We start from the raw sequence: 14295 nt of genomic DNA, 5'->3' as shown, positions 1-14295 counted from the left end.
CTGTGCCTGAGAACGGGTTTCGGCCCTCGGGTGCGAGGGCGGTTCGGGCTGAAAACAGGTCCGGGAAATCAGAACGGGTAGCCGATGGCGAGGTGGAACCCGAGCCCGTCTTTGAAACTGGAGATGTTGTAGTAGCCTTTCTTGTCGGGATTGGGATAGGGTGTGTGCAGTCCGATGCCGAGGTCGGCGCGGATGACCAGGTAACTGATGTCGTAGCGCAGTCCGAAACCCGTTCCGAGTGCAATTTCGTCGAGCAGCCCTTTCCACTTCAGTTCGGCGCCGGGACGCTTGGGGTCGCTTTTCAACAGCCAGATGTTGCCCGCGTCGAGGAATACGGCGCCGTTGAGCCGTCCCATGATGCCGAAACGGTATTCGACGTTGGCCTCCAGCTTGAAGTCGCCCGTCTGGTCGAGGTAGCCGTTGCGGTCGTCGGCGGGCGGACGGTAACTGCCCGGTCCCAGCGACCGGATGGTGAAGGCCCGGATGCTGTTGGCGCCGCCGATGTAGAACTGTTCGCTGTAAGGCATCACTTCGGAGTTGCCGTAGGCGTAGCCCACGCCGACGAGGAAACGTGTCGCCAGCCAGTTGTTCCGGCGTCCGAGGCGGTGGTAGAACTTCACTTCGCTGACCTCCTTGACGAACTGCGAGAAGCGGTTGCCGAAGAGGGTTTGCGGCTGCCGCTGGCCGAAGGCCCGCAGGATGCCCGAAAGGAGGTTGCCCGCCGAGGTGACGCTGTTCTGCCAGTAGAAACGGCGGTTGCCCGTGGCGCCGTAGGTCTTGTCGAAGGTGTAGGTGTAGTTGATCGAAGGCACGAACTGGTTGCGGAAACTCATGGCGATGGCCGGGTTCTCATCCATCGTCTTGTCGAACGACTCGGTCGTATGCAGGAGTTTATTATAGGTGAGCTTGAATACGGTCAGCGAATGGTGGCTGTAAGGCGAGGTCTGGAAGTTATAGCCCGCCGAACCGCTGAATGCGATCAGCCGGAAGAAACTGGGACGGTTCATCAGGTCGACGCCCAGTTGGAAGGTCGTTCCGGCGGGGTATTTCAGCCGCCGCGTCATGCTTCGGGGGAGCAGCAGCCTCGGGATGCTGAGGTTTGCATTCAGGCCCAGTTCGTAGGAGTTGAGCCGCGAAGATTGTCCGCCGGAGTTTTTGTTGCCGGTCTGCCATTCGTACGAGCCGTTGAGTTTCACGGCCAGGACTTCGCCGCCGCGGAACAGGTTGTTGTTGCTGACCCGGAAGGTGATGCCCGGGCCGATGAAGCTGTTCGACTTGGAGGTTACGTCGGTTTCCAGGGCCGCTTCCAGCGGGTAGTCGAACTGGGCGTCGATCGCCACGTCGAGCGTATCGGCGCCGCGCAGCGAATCGAGCGGCGTGACGCTCAGGTTGACCGAGCGGAAGACGCCCAGTTTGTTGAGTTCGGTCTGCGTCTGGTTCTGGGCGTCTACGGTGAAGAGTTGTCCGGGTTCGAGCGTGAGGGCCCGGGAGAGGATTTTGGGACGGATTTTCAGCGGTTTCTGGGCGATAACCGTTGCATTTTTCAGGCGCAGCGTGTCTGCCGGTCCGGGCTTGATGTTGGTCAGCCGGACCGTGACACTGCCCACCCGGTAGGGTTTGAGCGCCACGGGCGGGAGGTTGGATTTGAGGTTCAGGCGCAGGGCGACCCGCCGCCCTCCGCCGGTCGTGTCGGCCAGGTATTCCATGTATTCGGGGCGGAAATAGTAGTAGCCCCGGTTGCGGAGCAACTGGGAGATGCGCCTGCGTTCGAGCGTGAGGCTGTCGAGGTTGTACTGCGCCCCCGTGCGCAGCAGGGAGGTGGCGTAAAGGCTGTCGATCAGGTGGCGCATGCCGCCGTCGACTTCGGGGTAGGAGATGGACGAATAGTGCCACGCGGGGGCGATGTCGAGTGTATAGTACACTTTGGCTTTGCGGCCCTGCTTGCGATAGAGCAGCGAATCTGCGGCCCGGGAGCCGAAATAGCCGTAGTTTTCGAGGACCTGCTCGGCGACCTTGGTCCTCAGTTGCGGCTGGACCTTGGAGATCAGCACCGGCTGCTTGGCCAACCGTTTGTAGAACCAGTACTTGAACCCTTTCTCCCTGGGTGTATAGAGGTAGTTGTAGGCCCACAGCCCGATAGGCAGCGGGGTGCGGATGTAGGGGCTGTAAAGCGGGTTGTTGGGGGCGACGGAGAGGGGTTCTTTCACGGCGGATTCGGCTGCTGCGGTGAGCACGACGCCCGAGTCGGGCTCGATGCGGATTTTCTTCACGCCGGTATACAGCACTTCGTCCGCTCCCAGCCGCCGGGTCGTGGAGCAGGCCGCCGCGAACAGCACGGCGCAAATGAACAGGCCGATATTTCGAATGTGCTGCGGACTCATTTTTTCGTTTTTTTGGTTTTGGGCCGCGTCGGCTTGAACAGGTCGCCCAGCCGCGAGAGCTTCTTGCGGATGACGAAACCCACGCCCGTCTCGGTGATCTCGCCTTCGAGGATGCTCTCGTAGCCCGTATGGCGGAACACCTTCAGGTACATGTTGTCGCGTTTGGTGAGCATGTATTCCAGCGAAATGTCGTCGATCAGGTTCTCTTTGAGGTTTTGCGACGGATCGGCGTCGGTGCTGAACTTGCCGCCGATAACTGCGCGCACGCGGTTGCTGAAGAGGTTCTTCGAGAGCCGGTAGGAGTAGTCGGTGCGCTGGCCGTTGGGGTCGTCCTGCCCGTAGGAGTCGATGCCGAAGCTGAGGTCGACGCCCTTGAGGTTGTTCTGCGCCCATTGGTTCAGTTCTTTCTGGATGAACGAGTTGAGCGGATTTTCGGAGCTTACCTTGGCGGTCGTTCCGGGGCCGGTGTAGGTATTGTATATCAAAAGGTTCATCGCCTGGTTGGCGCGCTGCTCGGCGGTGAGCGAGTTGAGCTGGTTCTGCATGGTGAGGTCCTCGGGAGCGGCGAGCCCGAAACTTACTTCGAGATCGTTGAGCGAATTGCGGATGTTGATCGAGATGTCGAAGTTGACCGGGCGGTTGTCCTGCCCGTCGGAGGAGACGTTGGCCCGGACGGTCTCGACGGCCGTGATGTTGAACGCCGGGTCGGCGATGTTGCCGATCCATTCGACGTAACTGTCCGGTGTGATCTTGAAGATTTTCTGCGAGATGACGGGCGGGTTGTAGCGTACGGTTCCGCCCGAGAGCACGTATTTCCCCGAAAGGCGCACGTCGCCCAGCGGATTCATCGTGTAGGTCAGGTTGCCGCCGCCCTTGAGGTCGATGCGGTTGTTGCCGTCGGCGGAGAGATCGACGGCGGCCTGCACGTCGTTGTTGATGTCGACGTTGACCTGTACGTCCATGCCTCCGATCCGGACTTCCCGGGGAGCTTCGTCCGGAATCTGGGTGTCCAGGTCGCTGAACGAGACGAATGTCACGATGTTCTGCGGGCGCTCCTTCACGTCCATCGGAGAGTCCTGCATGACGTAGTTGATGTCCGTGCCGCCCAGCAGGGCGACGTTGCCGCGGACGACGAGTTCGTCCAGCGGTCCTTTGGCCGTCGCGTCGAGGTCGAGGTAGGCCTTGCCGTAGACCGCCGTGCCGGCTTTGCGGGCCACGTTGACGACCTGGAAATCCGAGGCCCGCAGTGCGAGGTCGGCGGTCATGCGGCTGAAGTCGGAGAGGTTAGCCTCGCCGTCGATCGTCAGCGCTTTCTTGTTCGGGGCGTAGAGGGCGTAATCGCTGAACAGGATATGGCTGCCGGCGATGCGGATGGTGTCGGGCGAGAGGCGGAACGACGTGCCGATCATCGGGACGCGGATGTCGGTCTGTGCGAACCGCACCCCTCCGTCGAGTTTGGGCCGGTCCGGCGTGCCGCCTGCATGGATTTTCGCCTGCAGGCTGCCCGAAAGGCGGAGCAGGTCGGCAGGCAGGAAAACGTTGGCCTGTTGCAGCGGGAAACCCGGGACGGTCACCGTGAGGTCGAGCGGGCTTTCGCGCCCGGTGCGGTAGTCTCCCCGGACGGAGAGCACCTCGGCGCCGTCGAGCGTCAGGCGTGCGTCGGCGAGATGTCCCTGGTCCTGTTTGTAGAAAAGCCCGAGGTCGACGTTGCCGAAACGTTGTTTGTCGTAGGTCAGTTCCGCCACCGAGAGGCCGCCCCGGAGCGAGAGGCTGTCGGTTGCCAGGTCCAGGGCGATGTTCGCCCCCAGCACACCGTCTACGGGCGGGGCCGAGGGGAACAACCCCAGGGCCGAACCGATGTTCAGTCCGGCGATGTCGAGCCGGATATCGTCGGCCGATCCGTCGCCCGGAGTCGTATGGAGCGCGACCCGCTGGTCGCCGTGGGTGAGGTCGAGATCGGCTTCCAGGCGTTTGTCGAACCGGTAGACGAGGTAGTTGCCGGGATTGACGCTCCACGGTTCGAATCCGAACAAGGGATTTAAGGGCGTCATGTCGGCCCGGACGAGGCTGTCGTTCCACGCTACGTCGAATCCGAAGCGGAAGCCTTCCTGCCCGGCCCGGTTTTGCTGGTAAAGGTTGACCTGCCCTGTATTTTGCACGATGTGTCCGTACAGCCCCGCGACGGCTATGTTGTCGAGGTTTCCGGGAGCGTTCGCCAGCCGAAGGGCGTATTTCAGCCGGTTGCCCTGTTGGAAAATGCCGGCTGTCACGGTGTCGAGGACGACGCTTCCGTAGGCCAGCCGTTCGGTGCGCATATGGACCGACACGGGCAGCGAGTCGCAGTTGTCCCCCTCGACGGCGAGTTTGCCGAAGGAGATGTTGCGGGCTCTGAGGAAACTGTTCAGGATGTTGTCGCGCCCCGCAGCGATTCGCAGCCGGAAATCGGGCAGTGCGGGTTTCAGTTGCTCCATGTCGACGCTCTGGGCGCTGATCTGCTGCGCCAGCACCCCGGCGCTCCGGCTCAGGGCCGCGATCAGCGAGTCGAGGGGGTCGGGGGAGGTAAACGTCAGTGCAAGGTCGCCGGAGGATGCTTCGGTCCGGGTCGAGACAGTGTCGGTACGGAACGCGACGCTCGTCGGACGGATGTGGTCCGTGCGGTATTTGTTCCGGATTTCGAGGCTGTCGAAGGCGATGCGGGCGGCGTAATTGCCTTTTCCGGCGGCGGATGCGTCGGCTTTCAGCGCAAACGATCCGCCGATGGGCTCGGGGGTGAAGCCCAGTGCGGCCAGGTCGAAGCTGAAGACGTTGCCGGAGAGGTCGATGTGCTGTTGCTGCGGGGTCAGCGTTCCGGAAACGAGCAGTAACAGCCGGAGGGCCTCGTCGCGGTCGGAGAGCCGTCCGGTGAAGCGCTGGCTGTCGAGTGCGGCATCCAGTTCGATGCCTCCGAAATCGTGTCCGCGGTACTCCGCGCGGTCGATCTGGGCCCGGAAACTCGCCCGGGTTCGGGACTGGAATGGGTCGAACCCTGCGCCGCGGGCCTGCACGGACAAGTCGAGGATGCCCAGCGAATCGGCCGGGAGAAACCGGTTGAGCGGGAGGCTGTCACACCGCAGTTCGGCATCGTAGGTTTGCTTGCGGGGGTCGAGGCGTCCTTTCAGGGCCAGTTCGCCGCCGTCGGCCGAGAGTGCCGAGGCGACCGAGAATGCACCCTTGTTTGCGCCCGCCGATCCGCGGAGCCGGATTTGTCGGGAGATTGCCACACGGCGGCGCAAGGCCGAGTCGGGCAGCAATGCCTTCAGGAACGAGAGGTCCGTGAAATTTCCCTCGAAACGGGCCGAGGCTTCCATCCGGTCGGGGTCGAGCGCGTTCTTTGCCGCTCCGTCCGCCCGCAGGGCGATATGTCCGGGCGACGAAACGTCGAGTTGTGTTTTTGCAATGTCGGCCAGCGTCCCTGTCGCGGTGAAGGTCATCCGGACGACCCGGTCGTTGAGCACGGGCGGGATTGCCGCCGGAAAGAGGCGTTTTACGTCTTTCGTATTCAGGTCGGCCGAAAGGCTGGCGTCGAGCGGTGAATCCGGCTCCATTTTCAGGATGCCGGGTCCGGCGGAGAGGTCGGCCCGGATTCGGGAAAGGTCGGTTTGCAGGTCGACGCCGGAGAGGGAGATGCCCGCAGCGTCCATGCCGATGCTTCCGGTCAGGTCGCGGACCGAGAGCCCGCAGCGTTCGGTGAAGGCCATCCGGCGGATCCGTAGGGCGATGTCCGCACCCCGGTTGTAAACCGAATCGACGGTGAGGTCGAGCGGTGTGACGGCGATGAACGCCGGGTCGAATCCGGCGGCGGGACGGTGGTGCAGTCGGCCGTATTCGGCGCTGTTGCCGGTCAGGGCAATGCTGCCGACCCGGACGGTCCACGGCATGGATGGCGCTGCGGACTCCGGAGCCGTTGTCTCTTCGGGTATTTCTTCGGACCCGGCGGGCCCCGTCAGGTAGGAATAGTCGCCCCGGTTGAGCAGGACGCTTTGCACGCGGACCTGCTGGCTGTCGAGTTGCACCCGGCATGTGTCCACTGTGCCGTCGGCCAGCCGGACGGAGAGTTCGGAGACGGCGGGCGAGGTTCGCATTCCGAAAGCCAGGTCGGCGACCGAGAGTCGTCCGACGCCGATTGTCCACGGCAGGGCGGCGGTGCTGTCCGTCTTCTCCGTGGGGGCGGCTTCGGTCAGGTCCAGCCGGATGTCCGCGCCGGAGAGGACAATCCGGGCGATGTCAGCCGTCTGGGACGAAAGGTCGGCTTTGGCTGTTTTCAGGGAGAGTTCCCCGGCGGCGATGCGCATGTCCATGCCCGCCAGCGAGTCCTTGTAGTGGGCGGCGAGGTGTTCCAATGCGAAGTCCCGGATGACGACCTCTTTCCGGACCAGCGGCCACAGGGCCGCGTCGAGCGAGAGTTTGCCGCAGCGCAGGAGCGTGTCGGATTTGTCGACCAGCAAGGTGTTGTCGACCGTCAGCCGCAGCGGGAAGGCGAGGCGGATGCGCTCGACCGACAAATCCATCCCGAGGGCGCGGGATGCATAATCGACCGCCCGGCGCCGGACCAGGTTCTGGACCGCGGGGACGTAGAGCAGCGCAGGGACCAGCAGCAGCACGACGAGCAGGACAAGCAGTGTCCGGAGCGTATATTTGAGTATCTTTTTCAGCATTTGCGGAAATTTCCTGTTTCGTAATCCTGCAAAGGTCAAACCGTTGGCGCATGATTGCAGGAATGTTTTGCCCGAAACCGGTAAAATCGCCGCAAATTACAAAAAAAACGCCTCCCGAACAACGGAATCTTCCGAACAAACGGACCTATTCGAGGTATTTCCCGTCATTTCACGGGGCTCGGATCGTCGCTTCCGCATTCAGAGGACGGGGGTTTTCCATTCGATACGTGTCGTTTTGGCCGGGCGGCAACGGCAGTTCGGGATTTTTGCGTAGCTTTGCATATTCAATATTCACGCTATGGCCTGTTGTCTGCAAGTGGAGAACCTCACCAAATCGTTCGGCGACCTGGTGCTCTTCGAAAATATATCGTTTGCCGTCGAAGACGGCCGTCGCACCGCCCTTGTCGCCAAAAACGGTACGGGGAAAACGACGCTGCTGAATATCATCGCGGGGCGCGAAAGCCATGAGGGCGGTTCGATCGTGCCGCGCCGCGACCTGCGCATCGCCTATCTGGAGCAGAGCCCGGCCTACCCGGCGGGTCTGACCGTTCTCGAAGCCTGTTTTTACTCCGACAACCCGGCGCTGAAAGCAATCGCCGAATACGAACGGTCAATCGCCGATCCGTCGGGCGGGGGATTGCAGGAGGCGATGGCCCGCATGGACGCCCTCGAAGCGTGGGATTACGAACTGCGGGCTAAACAGATTCTCTCGCGTTTAAAAATCAGGGATTTCGGCCAGCGTATCGAGACGCTTTCGGGCGGGCAGCTCAAACGTGTGGCGTTGGCCAACGTGCTCATCAGCGAATCGGACCTGCTGATTCTCGACGAGCCGACCAACCACCTCGACACCGATATGACCGAATGGCTGGAGGAGTATCTTGCTGCGAGCAGCGCCGGTCTGCTGATGGTGACGCACGACCGCTACTTTCTGGATAAAGTGTGCAGCGATATTCTTGAGATCGAAGACGGGCGGATTTACCACTATGCGGGAAACTATTCCTACTATCTGGAGAAGAAGCAGGAACGCGAGACGGCGCAGGCCGCACTGCGGGCCGGCGAACTGAATCTCTACCGCCGGGAGCTGGAGTGGATGCGCCGCCAGCCCCAGGCGCGGGCCACGAAGGCGCAGGCGCGGATCGATGCCTTTCACAATCTCGAATCGCGCCTGCAATCGACGCGGAACCGGGGCGAAGTGCGTCTCGATGTCAAGGCCTCGCGTATCGGAACCAAGATATTTGAAGCCAGGGATGTCTGCAAGAGTTTCGGCGAATTGAAGATTCTCGATAAATTCAATTACAATTTCACCCGTTATGAAAAGCTGGGAATCGTCGGCGACAACGGCTGCGGGAAATCGACGTTCCTGAAGCTGCTCACGGGAATCGAACGGCCCGACAGCGGTGTGATCGATGTCGGCGAAACGGTCCGGTTCGGCTATTACAGCCAGGAGGGACTGGAATTCGACGAGCGGATGCGCGTGATCGACGTGGTGACGGAGATCGCCGAACAGATCGACCTGGGCGACGGAAGGAAGATGAGCGCGTCGCAGTTCCTGCAGTATTTCCTCTTTACGCCTGAGACTCAATATAATTTTGTGGCTCGGTTGAGCGGCGGTGAACGGCGGCGTCTGTACCTTTGCACGGTGCTGATGCGCAATCCGAATTTTTTGGTGCTGGACGAGCCGACGAACGACCTGGATATTGTTACGCTCGGTATTCTGGAGGAGTATCTGGGAGCCTTCAAGGGGTGTGTGATCGTCGTGTCGCACGACCGCTATTTCGTCGACAAGGTCGCCGACCACCTGCTCGTATTCTGCGGCGGAGGCGAGATCAAGGATTTTGCGGGAACTTATTCGGAATACGTGGCGTGGAAACGTGAATATGAGTCGGCACGCCGGAGTGAGGAGGCGCAGGCGCGGCCCAAAGTGCAGTCGTCGCGCTCCGGAACCTCCGATGCAGCCCCGCGCAAACTTTCGTTCAACGAGAAACGCGAACTGGAAGTATTGGAGACCGAGATCCCCGCCCTGGAGGCCGAGAAGGCGGCCTTGGAAACGTCGATGTCGTCGGGAACGCTCTCGATAGCCGAACTGACGGCCCAGTCGGAGCGGATTGCGCAGTTGATCGGTCTGATCGACGAAAAAACCATGCGCTGGTTGGAGTTGAGCGAACGGTAGGGAGGCTACCGGAGGCCAGGGATCGGCTTTTCGGGTCTTTCGGAAGTCTGACAGGAATAAATAAAAATCCTGCAAGTGCTTGATCTTGCAGGATTTGGCATTTTGTTATCGCCTCGTGGCGCTTTCCCTGGCGGAGAGGGAGGGATTCGAACCCCCGGTACAGTTGCCCGTACACCGCATTTCGAGTGCGGCCCGATCGACCACTCCGGCACCTCTCCTTTTCGGTCGCGGGAGGAGGACTTGCGCCCGGACTCCCGATCCAAAACCGTTGTTTTGGGACTGCAAATATAGACATATTTTTTATTTTCGCACATTTTCATGCGGAAAAAATTGCTTTTGGTTGAAAAAACGCCTTGCAAGGCCCTGGGTTTAGCACTTTTCCGGAATAATTCGTATCTTTGTAAACAGACAAACCCTCATCGTGTGCGCAGTATTTCCCGTGCGCGGCCGTTTATATAGTAAACAATACTAAAACCGGTATGGTTTTCGTTTGTAGTTAAAGAACTAACGCAAACACTATGTGCGCTATGAAAAAGTTGAAAATTTTATTCGGAACCATTCTTCTGTCTGCAGGCCTCGCAAGCTGCTCGTCGGCTTACTACGCCTCGGCGGGGTATGCTTCCGACGATCTCTATGCCGTGCATGACAAGACGGAGATCGCCCGCAGGAAGCAGGCTGAAGCCGAAGCGCAGCGTGCTGCCGCCGAAGCCCGCAAGGCCGAATGGGAGGCGCGGATCGCCGAAGCGAAGGCCGCAGCTGCAGAAAATAGCTATTACGAGTACCGTTCGGCAGACGCCAATCCCTATGAAAGCGTGTTGGCCGACGATTATGAAAGCGCTTACGCACGCCGTCTGCGCGGATTCGATTCGCCGACCTACAAGATGCCGTCGAGTTACATGAACGCCCGTTACAGTTCGGCGTTCAACTACGCTTCGGCTTACGATCCGGCGTTCTACAACATCATCGTCATGGGCGACCAGGTGTGGGTAGAGCCCAAGTACGTCACTTCGATGTTCGGTTCGTGGGGTACGGTGGTCTACTCCGATCCCTGGTACTACGGCTGGAACCGGCCGTGGGGGCCCAGTTTCTCGATCGGAAGCTGGGGCTGGAGCTTCGGATGGAATGCGTGGAACAATCCCTGGTACGGACCTTGGGGCCCGTGGTACAGTTCGTGGTATAATCCCTGGTACGGTCCCGGTTGGGGCTGGGGGCCCGGATGGCACGGCGGACATCACCACTGGGGGCCGAATTACGGCTGGGGCGGCGGACACGGGCGTCCTTACCAGTCGAATATCGTGCGCCGGCCCAATCCCTATACGTCGCCTTCGGGAACCCGCTACGGAGTGGGCTCGCGTTACGGCTCCTCGTCGACGGGATCGATGCGGGGTGGCAGTTCCAGCGGCCGGGGTAACTTCGGCGTGCGGAGCAGCAGCGGCAGCAGTTCGTCGGGCGGGCGCTATAATTCGGGAAGTTCGTCGCGCGGTAACAGCAGCAGCCGTTACAACGACGATAACTACCGCAATTCCGGCAGCAATACCTACAATCGCGGCGGAAGCTATAACAGCGGAAGCAGCAGTTCGCCGTCCTATAACCGTGGCGGGTCTTCTTCGGGCAGCAGTTCCGGCGGCGGGTCGCGCGGCGGATCGGGAACGACCTCTTCGGGAGGCAGCTACCGTAACTCCGGAGGCCGGTAACGGCTGAAACCTTTAACTGTGAAAATAGTATGAAACGATTGATAATCACGCTTGCAGCCGTCGCAACGACGGCTGCGGCCGCGGCTCAGCAATCGGGCGGCTTGCTGATGGACAAAGACCTGCTGATGCCGTCCGACATGTTCGAGTTGTCGCAGACGCAGTTCAATTTCGGTACGGCACGGGCTATGGCCATGGCTGGGGCGTTTACTTCGCTGGGCGCCGACCTTTCGTCGATGTCGATCAACCCGGCCGGTCTGGGCATGTACCGCCATAACGACATTTCGGTTACTCCGATGATGTCTTTTGCGCGGAGCAAGACCAACGCCCCGGAGTACGGGAACAATTCCCGCGACCGTTTTTCGATGGCGAACATCGGCGTCGTAATCAATGCCTACGAGGGGGCGCGTTCGCTGGTCAGCCTCAATATCGGTTTCGGTTACAACCGTATCGCCGACTTGAACTACGACTATGCGTTCCAGCGACAGAATCAGGCGGCGACCATTGGCGACGCCTATGCGCGCCAGTTGTATTGGGGCGGTATTTCGAAGAACAGCTTTTACAACGGAGGCGGTTCGGGTAACTGGAATTGGAACAATATCGCTCCCGAGTACTGGAACGCCGCACTGGCTTACCGCGGATTCCTGATTGACCAGGTCGATCCGAACAAACCCGATTCGTGGCAGCCGACGTGGGTCACTCCGAATGCCGATGTCGACCATTATACGATGCTGCGGAGCAAAGGCTCGATCGGCGAATATGTGTTGTCGGTGGGCGCCAATATCAACAATAAGATTTATATAGGTGCGTCGCTGGGTATCCAGAGCGTTTACCAGCGCAAGTACATCGACTATGTCGAGGAATATTTCTATTCCGATCCGAGCCAGGCGATTCCCGATTTCGGCAACTCCGGCCTGGATTACCAGTTGTTGCGCTGGAAGCTCAACCAGAGCGTGATCGTGGATGGCACGGGCGTCAACTTCAAGGCGGGCGTCGTCTATCGTCCCACGGCCAACCTGCGCCTTGGTGTGGCGATCCATACGCCGACCTACTATTCGCTCGACCGGAAATTCCAGAGCGCTGCGGCCGGACTGGCCTATGCCAACAACGATACGGACCCGAACGTGAAGCCCGACGATGAAGGCTATATCTCGACGGCCGGCGATCCCAACATGACTTCGCCGCTGCTGGTCGACGACGGTCCCAACAGTTGGTCGTTCGTGTCGCCGACACGGCTGATGTTCGGCGCGTCGTATACGTTCGGCGAGCGGGGCGTGATCTCGGTGGACTATGAGCGCGACTGGTACAACGGTATCCGCATCAAGGACAATCCTTCGGGATTGGATTCGCAGTCGTGGTACAACGATACGTTCCGCGATGTGTTCAAAGGCTCGAACATCCTGCGCGTAGGCGCCGAGTTCAAACCCCTGCCGGTGCTGGCGCTGCGTGCGGGCTTCGGTTACAGCGGTTCGATGCTCAAGGACGATAAGACGGTGCTGGCGTCGCCTGCCATCAAGCAGACGACCTATTACGGCGCCGGCATAGGCTTCGTGCTGGCCCGGGGCGTACTGCTCGACGTGGCTTACCAGTACATGTCGTCGAAGACCACGGATTACTACCTGTTCTATGCGGAGGATAAGGGCGGCCATACCGAGAGCGCGGTTTATTCGACCGATATCAACCGCCACAACGTGGCGCTGACGCTCGGATTCCGCTTCTAAGGAGAGATACATGGAATATAAAGGTTCGTCTTTGCAACGGACCTTTATTTTTTTGTATATTTGCAGTCCGAAATAAAAGTAAAAACCAATACGATATGGCAAAGGAACTTAAAGACCTCACGAAGTCGGACGAGAACTACTCGCAGTGGTATAACGACCTGGTCGTGAAGGCGGGACTCGCGGAAAATTCCGCCGTCCGCGGATGTATGGTCATCAAACCTTACGGTTATGCCATCTGGGAGAAGATGCAGGCCGCACTGGACAAGATGTTCAAGGATACGGGACACCAGAATGCCTATTTCCCGCTCTTTATTCCCAAGTCCTTCTTCTCGAAGGAGGCCCACCACGTCGAGGGCTTTGCCAAGGAGTGCGCCGTAGTGACGCATTACCGTCTGAAGAACGATCCCCACGGCAAGGGCGTCGTGGTCGATCCCGACGCCAAACTGGAGGAGGAACTGATTGTGCGTCCTACGTCGGAGACGATTATCTGGAACACCTATAAAAACTGGATTCAGTCCTACCGCGACCTGCCGATCCTGTGCAACCAGTGGGCCAACGTCGTGCGCTGGGAGATGCGTACGCGCCTGTTCCTGCGCACGGCCGAGTTTCTGTGGCAGGAAGGGCATACGGCGCACGCCACGCGTGAAGAGGCGATCGAGGAGGCTGAAAAGATGATCCGCGTTTACCAGAAGTTCGCCGAGGAGTGGATGTCCGTTCCGGTGATTGTGGGCCACAAGTCGCCCAACGAGCGGTTTGCGGGCGCCGAGGATACGCTTACGATCGAAGCGCTGATGCAGGACGGCAAGGCGCTGCAGAGCGGTACGTCGCATTTCCTGGGCCAGAACTTCGCCAAGGCATTCGACGTGCAGTATGTCAACAAGGAGGGTAAACTCGAATATGTGTGGGCGACCTCGTGGGGCGTTTCGACCCGCCTGATGGGGGCGCTGATCATGGCCCATTCGGACAATAACGGTCTGGTTCTGCCGCCCAAACTCGCCCCGATCCAGGTGGTGATGATTCCGATTTACAAGGGCGAAGACCAGCTCGTCGAGATTCGCGCGCGTTTCGAGGCGATTGCCGAACAGCTCAAGGCCAAAGGTATTTCGGTCAAGATCGACGACCGCGACAATGTGCGTTCGGGCTTCAAGTTCGCGGAATACGAACTCAAGGGCGTACCCGTGCGCCTGGCAATGGGTCCCCGTGACATGGAGAACGGTACGATCGAGCTGGTACGCCGCGACACGCTGGAAAAGCAGACCGTTTCGCAGGAAGGACTCGTCGAACGTATCGAAGGCCTGATGACCGAGATTCAGGAGAATATTTTCCGAAAGGCCTCCGACTACCGCGAGTCGATGATCACGAAGGTCGACACGTGGGAAGAGTTCAAGCGTGTGCTCGACGAGAAGGGCGGTTTCCTTCTGGCACATTGGGACGGTACGGTCGAGACCGAGGTGGCGATCAAGGACGCCACGAAGGCAACGATCCGCTGTATTCCGGTCGATGCGCCCGATGAGGAAGGCGTTTGCGTCTTCTCCGGCAAGCCGTCGCACCGCCGGGTCCTGTTTGCCCGCAGCTATTGATTTTCGGTTTTAGGTGCATATTTTCGCATATCCCTTGAACGGGACGAATGGGACGTAT

At 60.0% G+C, this 14295-nt stretch carries 6 protein-coding genes and 1 tRNA gene; 4 read left to right on the top strand and 3 right to left on the bottom strand.

What is annotated here, in order from left to right; all coding sequences use genetic code 11:
- Positions 1-68: 68 nt before the first annotated feature.
- Positions 69-2381 carry a translocation and assembly module lipoprotein TamL gene (gene tamL, locus KG007_RS03520; RefSeq protein ID WP_213347398.1) on the bottom strand — a complete coding sequence of 771 codons (2313 nt, stop codon included), beginning with the start codon at positions 2379-2381 and terminating at the stop codon, positions 69-71.
- Complete coding sequence (locus tag KG007_RS03515) at positions 2378-7075, bottom strand: translocation/assembly module TamB domain-containing protein (RefSeq protein ID WP_213347397.1); 4698 nt, start codon at positions 7073-7075, stop codon at positions 2378-2380. Before KG007_RS03515 ends, tamL begins: the two co-directional genes overlap by 4 nt.
- Positions 7076-7373: 298 nt before the next feature.
- Here KG007_RS03515 and KG007_RS03510 point away from each other — a divergent pair, with 298 nt between their 5' ends.
- Positions 7374-9245 (top strand): ABC-F family ATP-binding cassette domain-containing protein, encoded by a 1872-nt coding sequence (locus KG007_RS03510; protein ID WP_213347396.1) that lies wholly within the window; start codon positions 7374-7376, stop codon positions 9243-9245.
- A 128-nt stretch (positions 9246-9373) separates the two neighbouring features.
- Here the strand turns inward: KG007_RS03510 and KG007_RS03505 are convergent.
- Positions 9374-9463, bottom strand: a tRNA-Ser gene (locus KG007_RS03505).
- A 309-nt stretch (positions 9464-9772) separates the two neighbouring features.
- Here KG007_RS03505 and KG007_RS03500 point away from each other — a divergent pair.
- The 3 genes from KG007_RS03500 to proS all read left to right on the top strand — a co-directional run bounded on the left by KG007_RS03500 (position 9773) and on the right by proS (position 14237).
- Positions 9773-10939, top strand: a complete 1167-nt coding sequence (locus tag KG007_RS03500) for a hypothetical protein (protein ID WP_195460004.1) — start codon at positions 9773-9775, stop codon at positions 10937-10939.
- 29 nt (positions 10940-10968) lie between these two features.
- Entirely contained in the window at positions 10969-12657 is a 1689-nt protein-coding gene (locus KG007_RS03495) for an OmpP1/FadL family transporter (RefSeq protein ID WP_213347395.1), read from the top strand.
- A gap of 95 nt (positions 12658-12752) precedes the next feature.
- A complete protein-coding gene (gene proS, locus KG007_RS03490; protein WP_195460008.1) occupies positions 12753-14237 on the top strand; it encodes a proline--tRNA ligase in 1485 nt (494 codons plus the stop codon).
- Positions 14238-14295 lie beyond the last annotated feature (58 nt).

This window comes from Alistipes montrealensis (assembly GCF_018362775.1).
GTDB classification, from domain to species: Bacteria; Bacteroidota; Bacteroidia; order Bacteroidales; family Rikenellaceae; genus Alistipes; species Alistipes montrealensis.
Note: the sequence above shows the minus strand (reverse complement) of the source record. Positions and strands in the feature narration are given on the sequence as shown.